This window comes from Vallitalea okinawensis (assembly GCF_002964605.1).
GTDB lineage: Bacteria > Bacillota > Clostridia > Lachnospirales > PQDH01 > Vallitalea_A > Vallitalea_A okinawensis.
The window spans coordinates 38,910-65,127 of sequence record NZ_PQDH01000009.1 but is presented as its reverse complement, the minus strand read 5'-3'; the positions used below and the strand labels follow the sequence as shown (position 1 = coordinate 65,127).

Below are 26,218 nucleotides of genomic sequence, written 5' to 3'. Positions count from 1 at the left end.
GAGTTGTAGGTATGAAAGAAGCTAAGTTCTATAAGATTGAAGGTGAAAAAGTACATTGTTATTTATGCCCTCACCATTGTAAGATTTCTAATGGACAAAAGGGATTATGTGGTGTGAGAAAAAGTATGAATGAAAAGCTTTATAGCATCAACTATGGTCAGGTTAGTTCCATTAATGGTGATCCTATAGAAAAGAAGCCTCTCTATCATTTCATGGAGGGTTCTACTACATTGTCGATAGGAAGTTTTGGTTGTAATTTATCTTGTGAGTTTTGTCAGAACTACACTATTGCCAAGGAAATACCTAAAGTGATAGCAATGAAACCTGAAGAAATAGTTAATTTAGCATTAGAATACCAATATCCTTCCATCAGCTACACGTATAATGAGCCTACTATTTACTATGAGTACATGTACGATATAGCTGTCCTAGCTAAGAGTAAAGGGTTAAAAAATATTATGGTAACCAACGGGTATATTGAAGAAGAACCCTTAAACAGTTTGTTACCCTATATAGATGCTATGAATATTGATCTAAAGAGCTATAATGATTTCCACTATAAAAAGATCTGTCAGGGCTCATTAGAGCCTGTAAAGCGTACTATTTTGCAAGCATCGAAATGTTGTCATGTTGAAGTGACCACACTTCTTGTCACTAATATGAATGATCAAGAGGAAGAGTTGATAGAGGAATTTAGTTGGTTAGCCTCTGTAAATCCAGATATTCCTCTTCATTTGAGCCGATACTTTCCTAGATATAACTATCATGAAACTGCTACGGATTTGGAATTTATGCGTAAAATCTATTATGAAGCTAAGGCATACTTGAATCATGTGTATTTAGGCAATGTAAAGTGAGTAAGGAGGAATTTTATGAGCATTAAAGGGTTAATGGTCTGCCCCCACCCACCTGTCATTTTACCGGAAGTGGGAGAAGGACGTGAAAGAGGTGCTTCATCAACAATTGAAGGTATGAAAAAGATAGCCAAACAAGTGAACGATATAAAACCTGATACGATTGTTTGTATAACACCCCATGGGAATGTATTCAGAGATGGCATTAGTATTATCGGTCATGAAAAAATAAAAGGTGATCTTTCTAGTTTTGGTAAACCTCAGGTGAAAATGGAGAAAGCAACACATTTAGAACTTTATCATAAATTAGTTGAAGAGCTTGATGATAAGGAATTACCCTATATCAATTTAAGTAATGATGTAGAAGAAGCTTTTGATATTAAAGGTGAGTTAGACCACGGTTGTATTGTACCCTTATATTATATTGATCAGGAATACAAGGATTATGAAATATTGCATATGACTTATGGTCTTATGGATTATATCACCCTTTATGAAGTAGGAATGGCCCTCCAAAAAGCAGCTGAATCCATAGAGAAGAAGGTATTGGTATTAGCCAGTGGTGATTTATCACACTGTTTAATGGATAAAGGACCTTATGAATATCACCCCAGCGGGCAATTGTTTGATGAGCTATTATTAAAGAGTGTTAAGGAATGCCACTTTAAAGACCTGTTTAAGATGGATGAAAAGTTTATTGGTGAAGCAAAAGAGTGTGGGTTACGATCCTTTATAATGGGCTTGGGTAGTTTAGACCATTATGAACTCTCTTCAAAGGTATACAGTTATGAAGGACCTTTTGGCGTAGGTTATATGACTGCATTTATTAGACCAGAATCAACAGATGAATACAGTCTATATGAAGGGTTGGTAAAACAGCAATATATGATACGTGAAAAGAATCGATTTAAGGAAGATGATTTTATTAAATTAGCCAGAAGAGCTATTTGTGAATGGGTCAAAAACAGTAAAAAAGTTACTCTTACTGAAGAAGAGATAAATCTTTTAGGTAATAAGCGAGCAGGAACTTTTGTATCTCTTCATAAAGATGGGGAATTAAGAGGTTGTATAGGTACAGTTCAAGCTTCTGAAAGTAATGTCGGGAAGGAAATTATTAATAACGCCATTCAAGCAGCGACTTCTGACCCTAGGTTCATGCCGGTATCGGATAAAGAATTAGAAGATTTAGATATTAAAGTCGATGTTCTTCATGAATTAGAACTTATTAAGGATATTGATGAATTAGATGTAGATAAGTATGGTGTGGTTGTTCAAAGTGGATTAAGAAGAGGTTTGCTACTGCCTAGGTTAGAGGGTGTGGATACTGTGGAAAAGCAGGTAAGTATTGCGCTGCAAAAGGCAGGAATAGAGCCAGATGAGTTTTATAAGATGTACCGTTTTGAAGTGGAGAGGCACGAAGTATAAAACTAAAATTTATTATAGTGGGTATCAATGTAGAGTCAAGCGTATAATGGATTCTATTACGCCAGCTGGAAAGACGTCCGTGTCTTAGACAGCTGGGCTCACCGTCCATGGTTCGCTACTCCATAGAACCCATTACACGCTTTCTGTATTGATAGACAGATGGTTATAGATTATTTTAGTTTATACTACGTGAGAAGAAGAGTGTAAGGAGTTCTATTGCGCTGGCTGGAAAGACGTCCATGTCTTAGACAGCCAGGTTCACCCTCCGTGGCTCACTGCTCCATAGAACGCCTTATATGCTTTCGATGTTGCTTGGCTGGCGGTTATAGCTGTTTATTTTATACATTCGTGTGGGAAATGTGCAGGGAGTTCTGTTACGCCAGCTGGAAAGACGTCCGTGTCTTAGACAGCTGGGCTAGCTGTCCATGGTTTGCTACTCCATAGAACCCATTACACGCTTTCTGTATTGATAGACAGATGGTTATAGATTATTTTAGTTTATACTACGTGATAATAAGAGTGTAGAGTTCTATTACCTTGGTTGGAAATAATTTTATTTGAAATTTAGAATCTTTCTCAATTGACAAATGTTATTGATTATATTAAAATAGGATTAAGTAGCATATGCCATATAGGGTTTTGTTGAATTTTATAAGGTTGGCTATGCTGAATTCGGAACAGATGCAGGAGGTTTGTTGAATGAGAAAGATAGCTATAGCTTTAGATGGAAATGGTATTGCGGGACATTTTGGACGTAGTGAGCGTTTTCAAATTATGTATACCCATGATAATAAAGTGCAAGGAAAAGAAGTTATTCGTAAAAAACATGAGCCAGGGCAGCTCATTCAATACTTAGCAGATAGAGGTGTTAATCTCATTATTGCAGGTGGAATGGGAGAATGTGCTCAAAAGAAGCTTACAGCTCTTGAGATGGAGTTCATTGTAGGAGCTGAAGGACATGTGGACCAAGTGATGCAAGATTACTTAAATGGTAAACTAAGATCCACAGGAGAGGTATGCAAAATGCATCTCTACGATAAAAGCCATACATGTATGTGTGACAGTAGCAAAGAGGAGTGATTTAGGTGCCTAGACCAAGAAAGCTAAGAAGAATACAGCAGATGCCTCATCATCGATTATTCATACCTGAGAATTGGCAAGGTCAAGAAGAGATGATTTTAAAATTAGAAGAATTGGAAGCTTTGCGTTTAAAAGATATGGAGAATCTAAACCAAGAAGAATGTGCGGAAAAAATGAATGTTTCTAGACAGACGTTACAACTCATTTTAGATGAAGCGCGAAAGAAAGTTACTGAGGCATTAGTGAATGGTAAAGCTATTAGGGTAGAAGGTGGAAACTATACGCTTAACATTTGTGAGTTTAAATGCAATGGTTGTGGGAAACGTTATAAACAAGCCTATGAAAAAGTTAATAAAACTTGTTCTCATTGCGGCTCTAAACACACAAAGTGCTTAGAAGAAGATACATTTTGTGATAAAGTATGTAAGGATGAAAATGAAGATTCAAAATAAAGTAAAAAACGAGCAAAGATTCGAAAGTGCAGAAAAATCTGTACTTTTTTTGTTGTTTAAGAGTTATCTTATTGAATTTTTTATGTCTTTATAGTAGTATAATAGGTAAAATTAATGGCGAATTAAACGAAGTAGGCCTAAAAGGGTGAGGGAATGATTAAGGATTACATAGAACAGAAAGGTTTAGTGGTAACAGATGGCGCCATGGGAACCTATTTTTATGAGTTAACAAATGGTAAAGATACAATGGCTGAATGGGCTAACATATATCAAGCTGATGTTATTGAGAAGATTCATAATCAATATATTAAAGCTGGTGCGAAACTTATTCGTACAAATACCTTCTCTGCTAATAGAAAAGCTTTAAAGGTTGATGATGCTCAACTAGAATCAATCATTAAAGAAGGGTACCGCATAGCAGAAAAAGCTGCTATGAACGAAGAAGTATTGATTGCAGCAGATATTGGACCCATATTAGAGGAAGAAGAAAGCTTTCAGGAACTTTATGATCAATATCAATTTATCGTAGATACTTTTATCAACACAGGTGCAAAGCTCTTCCTCTTTGAAACCTTTAGTTCAGCAAAATACTTGAAAGAGATTACTGAATATATAAAAAATAAAGTTAATGATGCGGTGATCATTACCCAATTTGCAATAGATTCAACAGGTCATACCCAACAAGGGATTGCAGCTGAAAAGCTCTTTAGAGAGGTAGTTAAAATAGATACTATTGACTATTACGGTCTTAATTGTGGTGTTGGTCCTACGCACATGCATAAGCTTGTAAAAGGTCTTGTAAAAAAAGGGTTCTCTATATCAACAGTATTACCCAATGCTGGGTATCCACGCTTAGAGAATGGTCGTATGGTTTATCCTGGTAACCCCTTATATTTTGCAGGCATGATGAAAGAAATAAGCACCTTAGGACCAGTTTTTTTAGGTGGTTGCTGCGGTACTACTCCTGAGCATATACGTATTATAACTAAGGAATTAATGTCTATTAAGCATGAAAAAGTTGTTCATGATATTGAAACGCATATAACTTCACAGCAGTTTGCTCCAAATGAAAATATGTTTATGAATCGTCTCAAGCAGGGAAAAAAAACGTTATTAGTGGAATTGGATCCGCCTTATAGTTGTGATTTGTCAAAAGTTCTTAAAGGGGCAAAGGTATTGAAAGATGCGGGAGTTCATTTGATTACCATTGCAGATTCTCCTTTAGGTCGTGCTAGAGTAGATTCTATAACAGTGGCATCCATCATCAACAGGCAGATAGGTATTGACGTTATGCCTCATGTCTGTTGTCGGGATACTAATATCATCGGGCTTAAATCTAAGTTGCTAGGGTGCCATATAGAAGGAGTACGTCAAATATTAGCTGTAACAGGCGATCCTGTACCTAGTGTTGATCGTGGTGAAATTAAAGGAGTATTTAACATTAATGCAGTAAAGTTGATGCAACTTATTACTGAATTAAACGAAGAGATCTTTAATGCAGATCCCCTTTATTACGGTGGTGCACTTAATTTAAATACAGAGAATATACAAAAACAAATGAATCGACTTCATAAAAAAGAGGACGCAGGTGCATCCTATTACTTAACACAACCTATCTATAGTGAAGAAGCAATAGCTAATTTGAAATATTTGAAAGAGAAGACTGATTTTAAGATATTAGCTGGGATCATGCCTCTTGTTAGTTTAAGAAATGCTCTATACTTAAGTAATGAGGTGCCTGGAATTGACATACCAGAAAGGTATATAGATTTATTTAACCGGGATATAACGAAAGAGGAGGCAATTGCTACAGGTCGGCAAATAGCCATAGATTTAGCGAAAGAAGTTATACCTTATGCAGATGGTTTATACTTTATTGCACCGTTTAATCGTGCTACCATGATTAGTGATATTATCAAGGAATTAAAGGAGGGCGGGTTATGTTAGAACAATTAGTTTTACTAGATGGAGCATCTGGAACCCAGATGCAAATGCGCGGGTTGCCTAAGGGTGTTTGTCCTGAAAAATGGGCTGTAGAAAATCCAGAGGTATTAATAGATATGCAGCGAGCTTACATTAATGCAGGAAGCCAAATCATATATACCTTTACTTTTGGAGGGAATTCCATAAAGTTGGCGGACTATAATCTTGAAAGTGAAGTCTATGAAATAAATAAAGAACTAGCTATCTTAGCTAAAAAGGCAGCAGGAAGCGAAGCTCTTGTAGCTGGTGATTTAGCACCAACAGGTCAATATATACGTCCAGTAGGGAAGCTAAGCTTTGAAGAGGTTGTTGATGCTTATAAAGCACAAGTTCGTGGATTATTAGACGGTGGTGTTGATCTCTTTGTTATAGAAACCATGATGGATTTACAGGAAGCCAGAGCAGCAGTTCTTGCTGTTAAAGAAAGTTGTGACCTTCCAATTATGGTGTCCATGACCTTTGAAGAGAATGGTAGAACTTTAACAGGAACTGATCCAGTATCTGCAGTTATAACACTTCAGAGTATGGGTGTTGATGTTGTTGGTTGTAATTGTTCCACAGGACCAGATGCTATGCTTGCTATTATCAATGAAATGAAACCCTATGCTAAAGTACCTCTTTTAGTAAAACCTAATGCTGGTCTACCTCAGCTTATTGATGGAAATACTGTCTTTAGCATGAAAGAAGAAGAATTTGCAGACTATACCCGAGGTTTGGTAGAAGCGGGAGCCACTTATGTTGGAGGGTGTTGTGGTACAAATCCTTCCTATATAAAAATGCTAAAAAGAAAACTTGAGCAAGTGGAACAGATTGATGAAACTAGAAAAACTGGAAGTTATCTATGTTCCAGTCGTAAGACCATAGAGATAGGATTGGATCAACCGATTACCATTGTTGGAGAGAGAATTAACCCTACAGGGAAAAAGGAGCTTCAGAAGAGTTTACGAGATGGGGAAATGACTATCGTTAAGAAGTTTGCTCTAGAGCAGAAGGAAAAAGGAGCTCATGTCTTAGATGTTAACGTTGGTATGAATGGTATTGATGAGAAGGAGACAATGGTAAAAGCTGTTGATGCCCTTAGTGTAGGAGTGGATTTACCCCTTTGTATTGATTCGTCAAATCCTGAAGTTATTGAGGCTGCTTTAAGAGTTTATCCGGGCCGAGCACTTGTTAATTCGATTTCTAATGAAAGTAAAAAAAGAGATCGCCTATTAAAGGTTGCAGCTAAATATGGAGCCATGATTTTAATATTACCTATAAGTGATAATGGACTTCCAAAAAACTTAGACGAAAAACATCAAATCATAAATGAAGTATATCAAGCAGCAACAGCATACGGTTTTACTAAGGAAGACGTGGTTGTTGATGGTTTAGTTATGACGGTTTCATCTGCACAGCAAGCAGTAGCAAGTACTCTCACTACTATTGAGTGGTGTAGCAAAGAATTTGGTGTCAATACCATTGTTGGCTTGTCTAATGTTTCCTTTGGGTTACCAGAGCGTAAGTGGGTAAATGCTAGTTTCTTAGCTATGGCAGCTGTAAAGGGGTTAAGTATGGCGATAGCCAATCCATCCAGCGAATTATTAATGTCTGTAAAAATGGCATCGGATGTACTAACTGCTAAGGATATCAATTGTAAAAAGTATGTTGAAAGATATAGTCAACAAACCAGTCGAGAAGAGAAGATAGTGAGCAACAATACAGAAGGTGATATATACGAGGCTGTTCTTAATGGGAAGGACAAAGAGATCAAAGACCTTATTCAGGCAGCCCTAGATGATGGAATTGAACCCAATAAAATCGTTAATGAGCTGATGATACCAGCCATTAATGAAGTTGGTCAGCTTTTTGATGAGCAAGTTTACTTCTTACCTCAGCTGATCATGAGTGCAGGTGCCATGAAAGAAGGTTTCAGTTTATTAGAACCTCTTTTGCTTGAACTAAATACAGAAATAAGAGTAAAGCCTAAAATTATATTAGCAACAGTTCAAGGTGATATACACGATATAGGTAAGAATATTGTTGCATTAATGTTTAAAAACCATGGGTTTGAAGTCATAGATCTAGGTAAAGATGTTAAGATAGATCATATTATTGAGGCTGTTAAGAAGCATCAACCTGAGCTATTAGGTTTATCTGCTTTAATGACAACGACTATGGTGATGATGGAAGATGTCATTAAAGCACTGCAGCAAGACTCATTAAAAGTGAAAGTAATGGTAGGAGGAGCTGTTATTACTCAGTCTTATGCTGATGAGATAGGTGCAGATGGTTACTCAAAGGATGCTAATGAGGCTATAAAAGTAGCTAAAGCACTTTTAGAAATGTGATGCAGTTTAGCTTCTAATATTTTCTATACTTATGGGATAAAATATGGTATAGTAAAATATGGTTCTAGGGTATATTGAAACAGTTATAGCTTTTAGTGAGGGACACAGTAATTGGAGGCTAACGAATGATATATTATTTAGGTAATTTACGAAGTCGGATAAGATTCCAAATCAGACCTACGCAGATTTTGGTGTTAGGGTTTTTAGTTATTATTATTTTAGGAGCTTTTTTGCTTAATCTACCTGTGGCAAGTAAAGAAGGACATAGTATTGGATTTTTAGATGCTCTATTTACGTCTACTTCAGCTGTATGTGTTACGGGGCTGGTGGTGGTCAATACCTTTGAACATTGGAGCATGTTCGGTAAGACTATCATTCTTATACTTATTCAGATTGGTGGATTAGGATTTATGACATTAACTACTGCGTTTTTTATCATCATGGGTCGTCGGATCACGTTAAAAGAGCGTTTAGTTATTCAAGAAGCATTGAATCAGTATAACTTATCTGGCATGGTAAAATTAGTTCGTAGTGTTGTGATAGGTACTTTTTTGGTGGAATCCATCGGGGCTCTTTTCCTTGCTTTCAGATTTGTTCCAGAATACGGAGTAGCAACGGGGCTTTTTTATTCCATTTTTCATTCAATATCTGCTTTTTGTAATGCAGGTTTTGATATTATAGGTAGTAGTTTAACGCCATACTATAATGATTTTCTTGTTAATATTACGGTGATGGCTTTAATTATATTAGGTGGTTTAGGTTTTACTGTTTGGATTAATATTCTTCAAAATAATAAACGACGTAGGGAACGTGGTCTAACTTTTAGGGAAAGTGTATATAAGCTATCTCTACATACGAAGTTAGTATTAGTAATCAGTATCAGTTTAATCTTAATTGGATGGGGTTTCTTTTTCATTGCAGAGTTTGGTAATCCGAGTACTCTGGGTGATATGAGCCTATATGAAAAATTAATAGCATCCTTATTTCAGTCAGTAACCACAAGGACAGCAGGATTTAATTCTATGGATTTAGCTGAAATGAACGATGCATCTAAGTTTGTGACCATTCTATTTATGTTTATTGGAGGATCGCCAGCAGGTACAGCAGGTGGTGTTAAGACAGTAACTATCGGTATTATTCTCTTAACCATTATATCAACAGTAAGAGGTAAAGAGAGAACGGAAGCGTTCAATAGGACAATACCAGAAGGCGTCATCCGTAAGGCTATTGCAGTGGTAGTTATCTCTTTAGGTGTTGTGGTCTTAGTAACAACTTTATTAAGTCTTTCTGAAAATGCAGAGTTCATGGATGTTTTCTTTGAAGCTATGTCGGCCTTTGGTACAGTAGGTTTAAGTTTAGGTTTAACATCTGAGTTGACAAGTTTTGGGAAGTTAGTGGTGATGGTAACCATGTTCATTGGACGTTTAGGACCAATAACAATGGCTTTAGCATTCACCATGAGAGGTAGAAGAGCTAATAATAATATCAAAAAGCCTGAAGAAAGAGTTATGGTAGGATAAATTCATGAGGAATAAATTGATATCTGTGTTGTAAGATGAATCTTTAGGAGGAATAGATCATGGCTAAAGTGAAGAAAAAAGAGTTTGTAGTTTTTGGGTTAGGAAAATTCGGTAAGAGTATTGCTGTAACCTTAGCTAATTACGGACATAATGTATTAGCGATAGATAAAAATGAAGATATTGTACAAGAGGTTTCTCAATTTGTTACTCATGCAGTACAAGCGGATGTAACAGATGTGGATACCCTTCAATCTTTAGGTATTGGAAACTTTGATGTAGCAGTTGTTGCTATTAGTCAAGATATGCAGTCAAGTATAATGACTACCTTATTAGTAAAAGAACTTGGTGTTGGCTACGTATTAACAAAAGCTCAAAATGAGATTCACAAAAAAGTGTTGCAAAAGATAGGTGCTGATCGTGTAGTTTTCCCAGAAAGAGAAATGGGAAATCGCATCGCTACAAGCCTAACATCAGATAATATTATGGACTTCATTGAGTTATCCAGTGAATATTCTATAGTTGAGATTGTTGCTCTTAATGAATGGATTGGAAAAAACCTACTTGAAATCGATATGCGTGCAACATATGGTATCAACGTTATGGCAATTCGAAGAGGTGAAGATATTAACATTACACCAGGGGCTAATGAAAAACTCCGTGAAGGTGATGTTTTAGTGGTAATTGGTGCTCAAAAAGACTTACAGAAAATAAGTAATCAAGCAACAAAACGATAGGGTGGACTCAATGATCACTAGCTTACAGAATAATTATATAAAGCAAGTAGCATCCCTTAAAAGTGCAAAGGGACGTAAAAAAACAGGGTTATTTATTGTCGAGGGAATAAAAGCTATTCGTGAAATTGATACCAGCTGGCAATTAGATAGTTTGATCTATACTGAAAACTGTGATGGAATGGTAAAAGAAGAGCTACAAGATTTTCATTCAAAAAGTAAGAGGATCCTTGTAGGAGATAAGGTGTTTGAATACCTAACAGATACGGTTACACCACAAGGCATATTAGCTGTTGTTCATCAAAAAGAATGGGATGTTAAAGATACGCTCAATAACCAATCGCCATTTTTAATACTCTTAGATCAATTGCAAGATCCAGGTAATTTAGGAACTATCATTCGTACTGCAGATGCAGCAGGTGCAGATGGTGTTATTTTATCGTCAAATTCTGTTGATGTCTATAATCCTAAGATTGTCAGAGCGACTATGGGGTCTTTATTTCATCTACCAGTTATTTCAAAGGTGGATATAAAGAAGACAATAGAAACATTGCAACAATATGAAATAGGTGTGTATGCAGCTCATTTAAAAGGTGCCTCCTATCCATATGAAGTTGATTTCAAAAAAGGAACTGCTATACTTATAGGTAATGAAGGTAAAGGGCTTGATAATGAAATAGCTGATCTATCTAATCAGTATATTAAATTACCTATGCCCGGATCAGCAGAGTCTTTAAATGCTGCTGTAGCAGCATCCATATTGACATATGAAGTTGTACGACAACGGCTAAAATAAAATACGAGTAAAATAACAAGGAGTCGAAAGACTCCTTTTTGAGTGCCCAAATATCAACTTTAAAAAGCTTATACTGTAAATAATGGATTTTAAAATGTATGCCAACAGCTCTAATTGTATATATATAAGAGGAGAGCTTGTTCGCTATTGAATATAAACTGAATATATGTTAGAATAGTATCTAACAAATAGTATATAAAATAATTATTAAATATATGAACCACAAGTCTAAAGAAAGAGGTGATCTTATGAAATTAAAGCTACATCGAGATTTTATTACAAGTGAGGCAGTATTAGTACCCGTGTTTAAAGGTAAATTGAAGACAGAGATACCAGAAGGAATACGTAAAGAAGTAGAATACTTGATTGAAGAACAAAAGCGCACAGAAAAGAAAGTAAGTGCATTACACCTCATGGAGGGGGCAGTCAAGCTTCTTGTTTTAGTTGACTTTGGCGAGGAAAGTAAATTAGACGTTGAAGAAGTACGCCGTCGTTCAGGAGAAGGACTTAAGCCATTAAAAGAAAAATTTATTAATAATGTAACAGTGCTATATACTGAACAAGCTACTTTAAGCAACAAGAGCTTTTATCAAGGAATCACTGAAGGGCTTATGCTAGCTTCTTATAGCTTTAACAACTATAAAAGTAAAGGTAAAGACTACACCTTAGAAGAAATTATGTATGCTTTAGTACCTGAGGTCGATATTGAAGAGCTCAGTGACCAAGCAGAGGAAAGTGATATCCTGGTTGAAGCTACCTTTATTGCTAGAGATTTAGTGAATGAACCAGCTAATAAATTATATCCTAAGACATTAGCTAAAATAGTTGAAGATTTAGGGGAAGAGCATGGTTTTGAAACTGAAATATTTAAGAAGGAAGAGATTGAAAAATTAGGTATGGAAGCTTTTCTAGAAGTAGCCAAAGGTTCTAAGCGAGGTCCTCGTTTAATTGTTATGCGTTACTACGGTGCGGGAGAAAATGAAAAGATTCTTGGACTAGTTGGAAAAGGTCTGACCTATGATGCAGGTGGATATTCTATAAAACCTACAACCGGAATGGTGAATATGAAGACAGATATGGGTGGTTCTGCAGCAGTAATAGGTGCAATGGTTGCCATTACGAAAGCCAAACTTCCTGTTAATGTGGTAGCAATCGTAGCTGCTTGTGAAAATATGATATCAGGAAAAGCCTATAAACCAGGCGATATTATTGGTAGTATGGGTGGTAAGACCATCCTTGTTGAAAATACGGATGCAGAAGGAAGATTGACCCTAATAGATGCGGTTCATTATGCAAAAGAAATAGAAAATGTAAATGAAATCGTTGATATAGCAACATTAACAGGGTCACAAGCAATAAGCTTAGGTACAGAACGGGCAGGAGTCATAAGTAACAATGATCATTTCTATGGACGTGTTGATCAAGCTTCAAAAAAATCTGGTGAAAAGATCTGGAGATTGCCACATGATGAAGCTTATAAAAAACAATTAGATTCACCAATAGCTGACTTACGTAATATTGGTGGTAGAGAAGCAGGTACGATTACTGCAGGCTTATTCATTGGAGCGTTTGTTGGAGATACACCATGGGCTCATATTGATATTGCAGCACCATCAGCTGTAGAGAAAGCTAAGCACTATTATACAAAAGGGGCAACAGGTTTTGGTGCAAGAATGCTATACGAAGTAGCTAAATTAGGCTAATTAAATAAAGCAAACTAAAAGAGTTAATGGAAATTTCCATTAACTCCTTTTTTATAGTGTAAGAAAGTACTGTGTGTTGCTCGCAAGGTACCGTACTTTCCTAGTTCAGTTTTAACGTGGCATTAGCCATTTTTATACTAGCTGCTATAGTTTACTTATAAGCATTGTATTTCATATCTACTTCTTCTCGTGTAACAGTATTTAAACCATTAATATTGCTTTCATGTGCCATTTTGAAATATTCTGCTGCTTGTTCATAGTCACCTTGTTCTTCATAAATGAGACCAAGAAAGTACTTACTATCAGCCATTGTACTTTTATACTTTAGACCCTTTTTAAAGTACTTAATAGCTTTATCTAAATCACCCATCTGGTAGTGAATTTGACCCATATTATCATAGGCAGGACCGTGTTCACGATTCTTTTTCAAAGCTTGCTTGGTGTGTTCCAAGGATGTATCAAAATCATCATTTAAAAAATACATAAATCCTAATGTTGTATAGAAGTCTTCATTAAAAACTTCATACTTTTCATGCATGTCTTCTAGTATTTCGATAGACTTATCGATGTCTCCTAATTTCCAATAACATGTTGCTAAGTTCATCTCAGTATATTTAATAAAAATAGGCTTAGTTGATTTAAGTTCTAAGTTACGCTGAAATAGGGGTAATGCCTTTTTGGGTTGATTACCTCTAAGAAGTTCTAAACCATAAGCAGTTAATGCATAATTACTTTTTGTTCCCATTTTAATGGCTTTTTCATAATATTTATTAGCAAGTTCTTGCTTGTGAAATAAGATCTGTATAAAATAACCCATATTACCTATAGAGGTTGGTAGAAAAATAAGAAAGAATAATATAAAATAAGCTAAATAGGCTAGTATAAATTCATACCAGGGTCGTGATAAACTCATTAGTCCAATAAAAATAGCAAATATGAATATAGCATGTATCATTTTACTGCTAGGTTTTTTAAAATTCATGCAGATACCTCCACTGATTTAGTATAAAAAAGTTCTATTACACATTGTACCACAAAAGATCAGATAGAAGCAATACGGTCAGTTAATTCCTAGTAAATTACTAGGAATTGCGGTTTTTTTAACAAAGTAAGAGTGATTACAATGACAAAATATAGAAATTAATGACAAAATATAGTGGGTTTATGAACTGTTTAAGGTACTTGAAGGATATCGTGTAGATAAGCTCAGGTATACGAAAAAGTCTCGGTGTAAAACCAAAGGTTTTGTATAAATTCAATAAAATGTAATTAATTTTGAAAACGATTATTAATTAAAATGAATAAAAGATAATGGTTATTGATTATGGATAAAAGTTTATATTTTCCTATTAAAATAGTAATTTTTGTTGTTTACATATAGAATGTTGTTTGCTATAATGTGTATAGTGAAAAATGCTAATGACAAGGAATGGGATTTTTTTTATAAGTTGTTGTTAAAAATTTCACTGAATCTGAAAAATTTATGATGAAAGTATGATTGTATGAAATGTTACTATGATTTTCATATTCATACGGCACTATCACCATGTGGTCATGTGGATATGTCTCCAAATAATATTGTTAATATGGCGAAGATATGTGATCTTAATGCTATAGCAATTACTGACCATAATAGCTGTGAAAACGTTAAAGTTGTTATGGAATTAGCTAATGAACAAGATATCATTGTGGTTCCGGCTATGGAAATAGAGACAAGAGAAGAAATTCATATGGTGTGTTTTTTTTCAGAGATAACTGATGTATACAATGTGCAGGAAATTGTCTATAGCGCATTGCCAAACATTAAAAATAGAACGAATATTTTTGGTGATCAACTGATATTCGATGAAAATGATTCGGTGGTGGGTGAGAACGACAGGTTTTTATCTACTGCTGCTAATCTTTCTATAGATGAGTTATTTAACATATGCGATAAATTGGGTGGGGTTGCGGTTCCAGCCCATATTGATCGTCCAAGTTATAGTATACTTTCAAATTTAGGATTAATACCTGACCAATTGCCTGTAACAACTGTAGAAGTTTCTAAATACGTTGATGATTTTGACAAATATCAAGAAGAGTACAAATCTTTTAATATGATTCAATCTTCGGACGCTCATGATTTAGAGGCTTTGATTTTTCAACATCGTTTCATTGAAGTAGAAGAACTCAGTGTTCAAGGTATTATTCATTATTTGAGAAGTAAAAGAGATATTAAGTAGGTAAGACGCGCTTTATGCGCTCCACATATATTATTTAAATATTTATATTCTAAGTGGTTGAATTCAACCAATAAGGAATTTGTAAAACAAATTTCTAGATTATTAGGAAATTTTCAAGGAGGGACAGACATGGCAGAGTGCACAGGGTTGTCAAAAGAAATGTATGAAGAACTTGAGCAGTATATTAACTCTATGCCTAGTACAAAAGGTGAGTTAATTCGTGTTCTTCACAAAGCTCAAGATATCTTTGGTTACTTACCAAAAGAGGTACAAATCTTCGTAGCTAGAAAATTAGGGTTACCAGTGTCAAAAGTATTTGGTGTAGTGTCATTCTACTCATTCTTCTCAATGACTCCAAAAGGTAAATATAGCATTGCTGTATGTATGGGAACAGCTTGTTATGTTCGTGGTGCTGAGAAAGTACTTGATGAGTTCAAAAAACAAATTGGTATCGAAACTGGTGAAACATCAGAAGATGGTCAATTCTCTATTGACGCTTTACGTTGCGTTGGTGCTTGTGGGTTAGCGCCTGTAGTAATGATTGGCGAAAAGGTATACGGTAGAGTAACACCTGACATGGTTTCAGATATTATCGCAGAGTGCGAATAATTCTTAGGAGGGTAAATCATGGCAAAAATTAAATCTTTAGATGAATTATTAAAAATTAAAGAATCTGCACAATCAAAAGTAGATTTAAGAGTAAAAGGTGAAAACATTGATGATTTAGTTCAAATTAAAGTTGCAATGGCTACTTGTGGTATTGCATCTGGCGCGAGAGAAATCATGAATTTTTTAATCGAGGAAGCAGGAAAACAAGGCTTAGATAACGTAGTTGTAACACAAACAGGTTGTATGGGATACTGCTATGCAGAACCAACAATTGAAGTAACTTTACCTGGTAAAGAAGCTGTAGTTTATGGCAATGTAACTCAAGAAGTTGCAAAAGATGTTATCGAAAAAACAATCAAAAATGGTGAGTTAATCGACGGAATTATCCCTAAAACTCATAAAACTATTGATGAATAAATAAGATTGGAGGCCAGAAAAGATGTCCAACTATAAGATGCACGTATTGGTCTGTGGCGGTACAGGTTGTTTATCAGCAGATGCAGCTCAAATAGTAGATAACTTAAGAGATGAAGTTAAAGCTGCTGGTATGGACGGAGATGTTCAGGTTCTTAAAACAGGTTGCTTCGGTTTCTGTGAAAAAGGACCTATCGTTAAAATGTTACCAGATAATACTTTCTATGTACAAGTTAAGCCAGAGGATGCTAAAGAACTTGTTGCTGAACATATTGTAAAAGGTAGAAAAGTAGAGAGATTATTATTCGAAGATCCAGAAACAAGTGAAAGAGTTTCTGACTCTAAAAATATGGATTTCTATAAAAAACAAATGCGTATCGCATTAAGAAACTGTGGTTTCATTGATCCTGATAACATTGAAGAGTACATAGCAAGAGATGGTTATCAAGCAATTGGTAAGGCGTTAACTGAAATGACTCCTCAACAAGTTATCGATGTTATGAAAGAATCAGGTTTACGTGGCCGTGGAGGCGGTGGTTTCCCAACTGGTCTTAAGTGGGAATTCGCTATGAAAAACGAAGCGGACCAAAAATATGTTATTTGTAATGCTGATGAAGGGGACCCAGGTGCATTCATGGACCGTTCTATCTTAGAAGGTGACCCTCATTCAGTTGTAGAAGCAATGGCTATCTGCGGTTATGCTATTGGAGCATCTAAAGGTCGCGTATATATTCGTGCTGAGTATCCATTAGCAATCAAACGTTTAGAGAAAGCTATTGATGATGCAAGAGAATATGGTTTATTAGGTACTGACATTTTAGGTACTGGTTTTGAATTTGATATTGAATTAACTTACGGTGCTGGTGCATTCGTATGTGGTGAAGAGACAGCTCTTATCCACTCTATGGAAGGTGAGCGTGGTGAGCCAACTACAAAACCTCCATTCCCAGCTGAATCAGGTTACTGGGGTAAACCAACTAACGTTAATAACGTAGAAACATTTGCTAACGTACCTGTTATCTTATTAAAAGGTGCAGAGTGGTATGGCAAAATTGGTACAGAAAGATCTAAAGGAACAAAAGTGTTCGCTTTAGCTGGTAAAATCAACAACGTTGGTCTTATCGAAGTACCAATGGGAACAACTTTAAGAGAAGTTATCTATGATATCGGTGGCGGTATTAAAGATGGCAAGAAATTTAAGTCTGTTCAAACTGGTGGACCTTCAGGTGGTTGTTTAACAGAAAAAGACTTAGACACTCCTATCGATTTCGATAACCTTATCGCTAAAGGATCTATGATGGGTTCTGGTGGTATGATCGTTATGGATGAAGATGACTGTATGCCTGCAGTAGCTAAATTCTATTTAGAGTTTACTGAAGAAGAATCTTGTGGTAAATGTACACCTTGTCGTGTAGGTACAAAACGTTTATCTGAGTTACTTCAATTAATTACTGAAGGTAAAGGTACAATGGCTCATCTTGATGAGATGAAACGCTTAAGTCGTGTTATCAAAGATTCAGCATTATGTGGTTTAGGTCAAACTGCTCCTAACCCTGTACTATCTACGATGGAAGCTTTCTGGGATGAATATGAAGCTCATGTTAATGATAAGAAATGTCCAGCAGGACAATGTTCATCATTATTACAATACTTCATCCTTGAAGATAAATGTATCGGATGTACAAAGTGTGCTAGAGTTTGTCCTACAAACTGTATTTCCGGTGAAGTTAAAAAATTACATGTTATTGATCAAGAGAAATGTATCAAATGTGGTGCATGTATGGATAACTGTAAATTCAAAGCTATTATCAAGAGATAACGTCCGTTTAATATAAAACACTAAATTTTATGTAAAAGGAGTGTAGGCTAAAATGTCAGAGGTAAAAATCATAATCGATGGCAAAGAAGTTCAAGTGCCTGCTGGTAGTACTGTATTAGAGGCTGCCCGCAAAATTGATATAGATATACCTACTTTGTGTCACTTAGATTTACATGACATTAAGATGGTAAATAAAGCTGCTTCTTGCCGTATCTGCGTTGTTGAAGTAGAAGGCAGAAGAAACTTAGCACCTGCTTGTGCTACTCCAGTAGTACCAGGTATGGTAGTTAAAACAAACACTATCCGTGTTTTAGAAGCAAGAAAGACAGTATTAGAATTATTATTATCAGACCATCCAAAAGATTGTTTAGTATGTGCTAAATCAGGTAACTGTGATTTACAAGACTTAGCAATCAGATTTGGAGTTAGAGATGTAAGAATCACTGGTAAAGCTCAATCTGAATATGTGAAAGATTTATCACCATCTATCATTCGTGATATGGATAAATGTATCATGTGTAGAAGATGTGAGACAATGTGTAATGAAGTTCAAACAGTTGGTGTATTATCAGGTATCAATAGAGGATTCGATGCTGTTGTTTCTACTTCATTCGAAGTGCCATTAGAAGATTCTACATGTACTTACTGTGGACAGTGTGTACAAGTTTGTCCAGTAGGTGCGTTAACAGAAAAAGATCACAGCTGGGAAGTTGTTGAAGCTCTAGCTGATCCAGATAAAGTAGTTGTTGTTCAAACAGCTCCTGCAGTTCGTGTTGCTCTTGGTGAAGAGTTTGGTTACGAAGCAGGTACAATCGTTACAGGCCAAATGGCTGCTGCACTTAGAAAAATGGGTTTTGATTATGTATTTGATACAGATTTCGCAGCTGACTTAACAATCATGGAAGAAGCTACTGAGTTAGTAGATCGTTTAACTCGTCACTTAAATGGTGAAGATGTACCACTTCCATTATTAACATCTTGTTGTCCAGCATGGGTTAACTTTATCGAAACTCAATTTCCTGAGTTATTAGATATCCCATCAAGTGCTCGTTCACCACAACAAATGTTTGGTGCTATTGCTAAATCATATTTCGCAGAAAAAATTGGCGTACCTCGTGAGAAGATGGTAGTAGTGTCCATTATGCCTTGTCTTGCTAAGAAGTATGAAGCAACAAGAGATGAATTCTCTGTGAATGGAAACCCTGATGTAGATTACTCACTTTCAACAAGAGAATTAGCTAGTTTAATCAAAAGAGCAAACTTTGATTTAGCTGACTTAGCTGAAGAAGATTTTGATAATCCATTAGGTGAATCTACTGGTGCTGGTGTTATCTTCGGTAAAACAGGTGGTGTTATCGAAGCTGCTACACGTACAGCATATGAGTGGGTAACTGGTGAGAAACTTGAAAAAGTTGAATTCCATCAATTAAGAGATGCAACTGCTGAGCAAGGTATCCGTGTTGCAGAAGTAGCTTTTGGTGAGCTAGTGCTTAATATTGGTATCGCTTCAGGTCTTGGTAATACAAGAATGCTTCTTGAAGAAGTAAAGAATGGTAATCCAAGAAACTTACATGCTATTGAAATCATGGCATGTCCTGGTGGATGTATCAATGGTGGTGGCCAACCATATCATCATGGTAAAATTGAAGTAATTAAGAAGCGTACTCAAGGTTTATTAAAAGAAGATGAAGGAAAAGCTATTCGTAAGTCTCATGAGAACCCTGATATCGTCAAATTATACGAAGAGTATCTTACTAAGCCAGGTAGTGAAAAAGCGCATCACTTATTACACACTCACTACAACAAGAAAGAGCGCGTATAATTACTAAATCAATAGAAAATAAAATGATATGAATAAATAGAAAGCTCTCTATGCGATATAGAGAGCTTTTTGTTATAGTGTCGAAAGTTCGCATTTTGCTGGCAAAGAATCATACTTTCATTCATATACTTAAAAAGTGACGCTAGTCACTTTTCTTATGCGTTACTATTAAAGTTATGATATTTCTAGTTAGTTATTTCGAGGATCAATAGATTAATTATTAAATAAGAGGTAATAGTTAGCTATCCTTGTCCATCAATAAACTGCTGTCTAAAACTTTTAGGTGTATAACCATAGGTCTTTTTGAAAACTTGTATAAAGTAGGAGGAAGTACGATAACCAACAGCATGAGCAATTTGGTCTACGGTCATGTGATCATTCATCAGCAGTTCCTTAGCTTTTTTCATTCGTAATTCTGTTAAATAAGTTGAATAGTTAATGCCCGTTTCTTCTTTAAACAGTTTACTAAGATAACGAGGAGTAATCTTTTCCTGTTCTGCAATCATATCTAAACCTATATCTTCTCCTAAATGTTCTTCCATATAATGTTGAACTCGTTTAACCAAATCCGCATTTTTTGATTGATCCTTTTCATCAATAAATCCAAAGAGCTCAGTGATGTATGCTATAATCCATCTTTTGAATGCATAGATATCTGATATTTCACTAAAGGAAGTATATATCTGATGATGATTATAGTTTTGATTCAATCGATACTTCATTTCGTTTGTATAAGTCGATAATTTTCGTAATAGATCTAATAATACTCTGTTGCAATAATCAACTGAGAGTTCTTTCTCTATCAATTGATCCATGAGTTGATCGAAAAAGTTAACAATTCCATTAAGGTCTCTGCTGTACAATAATTCAGAGAAAGTTGCTAGATACTGACTGTCTAAATGTAGATTACTATTTTCTCTTATGGAAAGCATACTCCAGTCTAAAACATGCTCTTCTGGCAAGAAATAATGATAGCCCAATAGTTTATTAGCATGTTTATAAGAAGTATGGAGATCGAGAATATGATTAACTATAGAACCAAAGGCTATAGTAGAATTCATCAGCACATTATTCTGTATAAGTTTTAGTACTTCTGTAGAGATTACGTTGAGTATCCCATAATCACTTTCATGGATACCTATTATTATACCAATTTGTGAATCCGATAGTTCGGCACTTAAGGCTAGATATTCTGAATCATTAATATTTTCCACGGCATTAATAATGGCATATTTAATTAACTGTTTTTGATCCTGTTCAAGTTTTGACCAAGTCGCATTATTGCTTAGGTCAACAAGAATACAGGCATAATGATTATAATTGAAAGATATATTGAAGAGTTTTAAACGTTCTTCCAACTCTTGTTCACTGATTATTATATGATTTAAGAGATCTAGCACCAATGTGTGCTTAATAATGGGTTGATTTTCTTCAAGACACTCATTTAGTTCATGGACACGCCCCTTGAGATTATTCATTACATTGGTAATTAAGTCATACTCACTATGCTTATCAACTAAATCTATCTCCGTGCTTTTCTTTATGGTATTCGTTAGTTTCCGTAAAGGTGAATAAAGTCTAAAACTAAATGTTATAGCAAAAATAATACCTAAAAGTAAGCAAATACTACCTAATATAAGGATCATTAATTCTATATGTCGTGATTTATTATAGAAACTGGATAGAGGCATGGCATTAATTAATTTAAAGTCTGTATAGGGGATAGGTGTTAAAGCTACTAGGTTACTTTTATTCCCAAGCTTAATAGTACGACTGATATAGCTGCCTGATTCTAAATCAATTGTTAAGTCATCTAAATTGAAAAGAGATGAATAGAGATTGCTTTTATCAACAGCACTTATAACCTGCCCTTTATTATTTATCACATAGGTGCTTGAATAATCAGCTGGTAGGGAGTCTATTAAAATCTTAGCTATAGCTTCTTCTTTGATGTCGATAGCGATAAAACACTTGGCATTATTGCCTGTAGAAGTAAAGGGGAATGTACGGGTGTAAGTCAGTAGATGTGTTTGATCTCTACCTACAGCTTCAGTTTTATTAGCATAGACGACCCTTGTAGGTAACCAACTTGATACATCATTAGATTGCTGGATGTCCTTTAGCCAATCTAAACCATTAAATATCTTTTGATTGATAGGTGTATTCTCTTTAATCCCGATAGATGATGATATCAACAGTTCTTTATCAACATAATAGATATGTATAGCATCTATGAGGTCAGAGTGAACAACGGTAAGCCTTTGGAATTCGTCATATAAAGTATTTACTTTATAGTTATTTCCCTTAATAGGATGAGAGATAAAATAGTCAAAGGGCACACTATTAACAGGTTCATTAACTAATTGCAAAAAAATTCTCTGGGTTTCTTCAATTATTTCTTCATAAATAATATTGGATGTGTATTGCAACATTTTTTCATGTACAAGCTCTAACTCGTCTTTATAATTTTTAGAAAAATAGTAGTAAGTTGTAGCTGTCAAAATAATGGTCAGCATAAAAGCTAATAATGAAAATGAAAATATAAATTTATAGTATATAGAAGAAAATCGCTTTTTTATTGTCATATTCAATCAAACCTTCTGTTATGAATTTATGTACTTATACTAATAAGTATAAAACAAAGAATGATATAAGGAAATATAAGTTTTAGGAAATAGTATTATTATAGTCATATTTATGACTCTCATCCCTATAAAACAGGTAAATGCTATGACTTCTGATAATAAGTATTGGGGATTTCTAAATTACGATATGTTAACTGATATTTGAGATTGAAAGGAAGATGAAAATAATTTATGCTTCTGGTAGGCGCCAAATTTCAGAAGGAGGATAGATATGCAGGTAGTAAACACGAAAAAGAAATTACCAGAGAATACCTTATTAACAAAAATAAATTATTTCTTTAGAGAGTATTGGAAAAATAGATATCTTCTATTACTGCTTCTACCAGGTATTATATTCTTTATTGTTTTTAAATACATTCCTATGTACGGTCTGCAAATCGCATTTAAAGATTATAAATTTTTATTAGGTATCCATGAAAGTCCTTGGATTGGTCTGGATACATTTAGAAAGATGTTTGCCATGGAAAGTTTTTGGCAAGTATTCAGGAATACTTTAGTAATCAGTTTTTATCAATTAGTCATTGGGTTTCCTGCTCCAATCATTTTCGCACTCTTATTAAATGAAGTAAGAAAAATGAAGTTCAAAAAGGTAGTGCAAACCATTAGTTATTTACCCCACTTTGTTTCATGGGTTGTTTTAGGTGGTTTGTTTATGCAATTTTTATCACCATCCATTGGACCTATTAATATTTTAATAAAGGCTTTAGGCGGTCAACCTATTTACTTTTTAGCAGATACTGATTGGTTTAGAACTGTTTTAGTATCAACAGAAGTATGGAAGGGGCTAGGGTGGAACTCCATTATCTACCTTGCAGCTCTTAGTGGTATAGATCCAGCTCTTTATGAGGCTGCTAAGATTGATGGTGCAGGTAGGTTTAAGCAAGTTATCCATGTCACGATACCATCATTAATTCCTATTATAACAATCATGATCATTTTCGCAACTGGTAAAGTGGTCAATGATAATTTTGATCAAGTATTTAACTTATATAACCCAGCTGTTTATTCCGTAGGAGACGTATTAAGTACATATACCTATAGAAGAGGGGTTGTCAACATGGAATACAGCTTTGCCACTGCAGTAGGGTTATTTAAGAACGTTATTTCCTTTGGTTTAGTAGTTGGTACCAATTATATTGCAAGAAGAATTAATGATTATGGATTATGGTAGGAATGAGGTGATGAAATGGCTGGCAATAAAATAAAAACGTCTTTTAGTGAAAAAATATTTGATTCTACAAATACCTTATTTATGATTATTTTTTGTATGACTACATTATATCCTTTTGTATATCTTTTATCGATGTCATTGGCTAGTGCCAATGTTCCATTAACTCAGTTATACTTAATACCACCTGAAATTAGTTTTGAAAGTTATAAAAGGGTGTTTAGTTCTAATTACATTGCATCAGGATTCTTAGTAACCATTTATAAGACAATTTTAGGGACGCTACTAAGTGTGTTATTTACATTCACTTTGGCTTATCCTCTATCAAGAAAGTATTTTCCTAATCGTGGTTTTTGGACAGCACTTGTTGTATTCACCATGTTCTTTAGTGGTGGTTTGATTCCTAACTATTTGTTAGTAAGGAATCTTGGTTTAATGAATTCAATTAATGCTCTTGTACTACCCAACTTAGTTAATGCTTTCTATATGACTATTGTTAGAAATTATATGATGTCTTTACCGGATAGTCTTGAAGAGTCTGCAAAAATCGATGGTGCTAACGATATTCGAATACTTGTTAGTATTATACTTCCTATATGTAAGCCTATCATTGCGACTATAGCTTTATGGATTGCTGTATGGCATTGGAATGAATGGTTCCAATGTTTACTCTATATCACGGATCCAAGTAAGCAAGTACTACAGGTTATCATGAGAAGAGTTGTTATGGAAGGTACGCAACAAGTTATGGATTTATCTGGACAGAGTGAGGTTGAAGCTGCTGCTGTAACTACTGAAGGAGTAAAGGCAGCTACCATTATGGTAACCACTATTCCGATACTTATTGTCTACCCATTTATACAAAAGTATTTTGTTAAAGGTATTATGGTGGGTTCATTAAAGGGATAAGTTCCAACCATTATAGGTTGAGCTCATAAAACACCTCATGTTAAAATTAATGTAGAAACGTGGGGGATTATCAAGATTTTAAAGGGAGGGTTTTGAATGAAAAAAGTAATAAGTTTAATTCTTGCCATGATCATGGTTATGTCTTTGTTTGCTGGATGTAGCTCAGATGATCAGAGTACAGAAAAAACGGATTCAACAACTAAAGTTGAAGGTTCAGAGGCTAAAGATAAAGATGGTGATGTGAAAGAGGAAAAGCGATACGAGATTTCTTGGACAGCATACCAAAAGGCACCAACTGATCCAGATGGGGAAATGCTTAAGTACTTTGAAGACATGTTTAACGTAGATATCGATGTTTGGAATTTAGAACACAACAAGTATGAAGAGATGTTAAATGTACGTCTTGCAGCAGGTGAGGTACCTGACCTTTTCAGAGTTAGAAAACCTGATCAATTATTAGGTTATGTGAATCAAGGTGTTCTTGCAGAAATTCCTGAAGATACACTTAATCAATACGCACCAAATATTGTACAAGTGACAGAGGAAAATGCACCAGGATTCTTAGATTTCGGTAAAGTTGATGGAAAGCTTTATGGTATTGCATCAGTTAACCCAACCAATATCTTTAGATTACCAATCATCTATCGTAAAGATTGGATGGAAGCAGTAGGAGTGGATAAAGTCCCTGAGACATTAGAAGAGTTCGAAGATTTAATGTATAAGTTTGCTAAGGAAGATCCAGATGGTAATGGTATCAATGATACTTATGGTCTTTCTCAAGATGGTATGATTGCAATATTTGGAGCATTTGGTGGGGTACCACATAAGGATTATTGGATTGAACAAGATGGTAAAGCTGTTTATACAGGTACAATGCCAGAAATGAAAGAAGCCGTTGCGTTACTTAACAAGTGGTATGAAGATGGGGTTTTAGATCCAGAGTTTATTACTGGTGAAAATACTGGTGGTTACTGGGCTATATCACATTCATTTGTTAATGGAAGAATTGGAATGACTAATAAAGGAAACTTTTATCACTGGACACCAGAAGGTGCTTTCTCAATGGTAGATGCTGAAGGGAATGAAGTACCTACTGAAGCAGGCGCTGTTTATAAAGAATTAATGCTTGTTCAACCTGATGCAGAGATTGTATTCGGTCAACCACCAGTTGGACCTACTGGTATCAGTGGAACAAGACAGTACAATCGTCTTATGAACTTCTATGGTATTGGTGTCTATGCAGCTCAAGAAGAAGGTAAGATGGAGAAAATCTTAGAGATTCTTGATTATGTAAGTGCAAATCCTGATATTGAGGTAAGAACAACTGCTACAAAAGGTATTAGAGGAAAGCATTGGGAGTGGGTAAATAAAGATAAAGGTGAAGCAGTTACATTAGATGAATACAAAGATACAGACTATAGCTATGAGATTGGTGCTAATCTAAACATGACAGTTCCTTTTAAACCAATTAATACTCAAGCTGAATGGGCTTATGAAGAAGGGTTCCATTTAAATGGTATTGAGTCTGTTATTCAAGTAGCTACACCTAAGATGAATGAATACAGTGCAGAACTTAAGAAAATTAGAGAAGAAGCTTACATTAGTATGATTGCTGGTGATAAACCACTTAGTTATTTTGAAGAGTTCGTAGAAAAATACAATGCAGCTGGTGGTACTGAAGTAGAAGAAGAAGTTAATGAATGGTACACTGCTAATAAAAAATAGAGATTATTTTA

At 35.0% G+C, this 26,218-nt stretch carries 20 protein-coding genes; 18 read left to right on the top strand and 2 right to left on the bottom strand.

Features of this window, described 5'->3' with window-relative positions:
* Positions 1-11: 11 nt before the first annotated feature.
* From amrS to C1Y58_RS20385, 10 genes are all read left to right on the top strand, one after another.
* Complete coding sequence (amrS, locus tag C1Y58_RS20430; protein ID WP_105618279.1) at positions 12-857, top strand: AmmeMemoRadiSam system radical SAM enzyme; 846 nt, start codon at positions 12-14, stop codon at positions 855-857.
* Between the two features lie 15 nt (positions 858-872).
* Entirely contained in the window at positions 873-2,279 is a 1,407-nt protein-coding gene (gene amrA, locus C1Y58_RS20425; protein WP_105618277.1) for an AmmeMemoRadiSam system protein A, read from the top strand.
* A gap of 699 nt (positions 2,280-2,978) precedes the next feature.
* The gene (locus C1Y58_RS20420) at positions 2,979-3,359 is read left to right on the top strand and encodes a NifB/NifX family molybdenum-iron cluster-binding protein (RefSeq protein WP_105618275.1); all 381 of its coding nucleotides are present in this window, start codon (positions 2,979-2,981) and stop codon (positions 3,357-3,359) included.
* A gap of 5 nt (positions 3,360-3,364) precedes the next feature.
* Entirely contained in the window at positions 3,365-3,811 is a 447-nt protein-coding gene (locus C1Y58_RS20415) for a DUF134 domain-containing protein (RefSeq protein ID WP_105618273.1), read from the top strand.
* 153 nt (positions 3,812-3,964) lie between these two features.
* Positions 3,965-5,758, top strand: coding sequence for a bifunctional homocysteine S-methyltransferase/methylenetetrahydrofolate reductase (locus tag C1Y58_RS20410; protein ID WP_105618271.1), 1,794 nt, complete (start codon positions 3,965-3,967; stop codon positions 5,756-5,758).
* Positions 5,752-8,124 (top strand): homocysteine S-methyltransferase family protein, encoded by a 2,373-nt coding sequence (locus C1Y58_RS20405; protein WP_105618269.1) that lies wholly within the window; start codon positions 5,752-5,754, stop codon positions 8,122-8,124. Before C1Y58_RS20410 ends, C1Y58_RS20405 begins: the two co-directional genes overlap by 7 nt.
* A 125-nt stretch (positions 8,125-8,249) precedes the next feature.
* Complete coding sequence (locus tag C1Y58_RS20400; protein WP_105618267.1) at positions 8,250-9,644, top strand: TrkH family potassium uptake protein; 1,395 nt, start codon at positions 8,250-8,252, stop codon at positions 9,642-9,644.
* A gap of 59 nt (positions 9,645-9,703) precedes the next feature.
* Positions 9,704-10,378: a potassium channel family protein gene (locus C1Y58_RS20395; protein WP_105618265.1), complete on the top strand. Its 675-nt coding sequence runs from the start codon at positions 9,704-9,706 to the stop codon at positions 10,376-10,378.
* Between the two features lie 10 nt (positions 10,379-10,388).
* Entirely contained in the window at positions 10,389-11,171 is a 783-nt protein-coding gene (locus C1Y58_RS20390; RefSeq protein ID WP_105618262.1) for a TrmH family RNA methyltransferase, read from the top strand.
* Between the two features lie 248 nt (positions 11,172-11,419).
* A complete protein-coding gene (locus C1Y58_RS20385) occupies positions 11,420-12,874 on the top strand; it encodes a leucyl aminopeptidase (protein ID WP_157950217.1) in 1,455 nt (484 codons plus the stop codon).
* 151 nt (positions 12,875-13,025) lie between these two features.
* Here the strand turns inward: C1Y58_RS20385 and C1Y58_RS20380 are convergent, their stop codons facing one another.
* The gene (locus C1Y58_RS20380) at positions 13,026-13,856 is read right to left on the bottom strand and encodes a tetratricopeptide repeat protein (protein WP_105618258.1); all 831 of its coding nucleotides are present in this window, start codon (positions 13,854-13,856) and stop codon (positions 13,026-13,028) included.
* A gap of 520 nt (positions 13,857-14,376) precedes the next feature.
* Between C1Y58_RS20380 and C1Y58_RS20375 the strand changes: the two genes are divergently transcribed.
* The 5 genes from C1Y58_RS20375 (at position 14,377) to C1Y58_RS20355 (ending at position 19,760) form a co-directional block, all read left to right on the top strand.
* Positions 14,377-15,096, top strand: coding sequence for a PHP domain-containing protein (locus tag C1Y58_RS20375; protein ID WP_105618256.1), 720 nt, complete (start codon positions 14,377-14,379; stop codon positions 15,094-15,096).
* A 129-nt stretch (positions 15,097-15,225) separates the two neighbouring features.
* Positions 15,226-15,705, top strand: coding sequence for an NADH-quinone oxidoreductase subunit NuoE family protein (locus tag C1Y58_RS20370; protein ID WP_170311650.1), 480 nt, complete (start codon positions 15,226-15,228; stop codon positions 15,703-15,705).
* Between the two features lie 18 nt (positions 15,706-15,723).
* Positions 15,724-16,122: a (2Fe-2S) ferredoxin domain-containing protein gene (locus C1Y58_RS20365; RefSeq protein WP_105618254.1), complete on the top strand. Its 399-nt coding sequence runs from the start codon at positions 15,724-15,726 to the stop codon at positions 16,120-16,122.
* A gap of 22 nt (positions 16,123-16,144) precedes the next feature.
* Positions 16,145-17,938, top strand: a complete 1,794-nt coding sequence (locus tag C1Y58_RS20360; protein ID WP_105618252.1) for an NADH-quinone oxidoreductase subunit NuoF — start codon at positions 16,145-16,147, stop codon at positions 17,936-17,938.
* Positions 17,939-17,990: 52 nt separating this feature from the next.
* Positions 17,991-19,760: an NADH-dependent [FeFe] hydrogenase, group A6 gene (locus tag C1Y58_RS20355; protein ID WP_105618250.1), complete on the top strand. Its 1,770-nt coding sequence runs from the start codon at positions 17,991-17,993 to the stop codon at positions 19,758-19,760.
* A 242-nt stretch (positions 19,761-20,002) separates the two neighbouring features.
* On the opposite strand, the gene C1Y58_RS20350 is transcribed toward C1Y58_RS20355, so the two are convergent.
* Positions 20,003-22,345 carry a helix-turn-helix domain-containing protein gene (locus C1Y58_RS20350; protein WP_105618248.1) on the bottom strand — a complete coding sequence of 781 codons (2,343 nt, stop codon included), beginning with the start codon at positions 22,343-22,345 and terminating at the stop codon, positions 20,003-20,005.
* 271 nt (positions 22,346-22,616) lie between these two features.
* On the opposite strand from C1Y58_RS20350, the gene C1Y58_RS20345 reads away from it, so the two are divergent.
* The 3 genes from C1Y58_RS20345 (at position 22,617) to C1Y58_RS20335 (ending at position 26,207) form a co-directional block, all read left to right on the top strand.
* A complete protein-coding gene (locus tag C1Y58_RS20345) occupies positions 22,617-23,576 on the top strand; it encodes an ABC transporter permease (protein WP_105618246.1) in 960 nt (319 codons plus the stop codon).
* Positions 23,577-23,591: 15 nt separating this feature from the next.
* On the top strand, positions 23,592-24,482 hold the full coding sequence (locus C1Y58_RS20340; RefSeq protein WP_105618244.1) for a carbohydrate ABC transporter permease: 891 nt from the start codon (positions 23,592-23,594) through the stop codon (positions 24,480-24,482).
* Positions 24,483-24,578: 96 nt separating this feature from the next.
* On the top strand, positions 24,579-26,207 hold the full coding sequence (locus tag C1Y58_RS20335) for an extracellular solute-binding protein (RefSeq protein WP_207655793.1): 1,629 nt from the start codon (positions 24,579-24,581) through the stop codon (positions 26,205-26,207).
* The last annotated feature ends 11 nt before the right edge of the window (positions 26,208-26,218 follow it).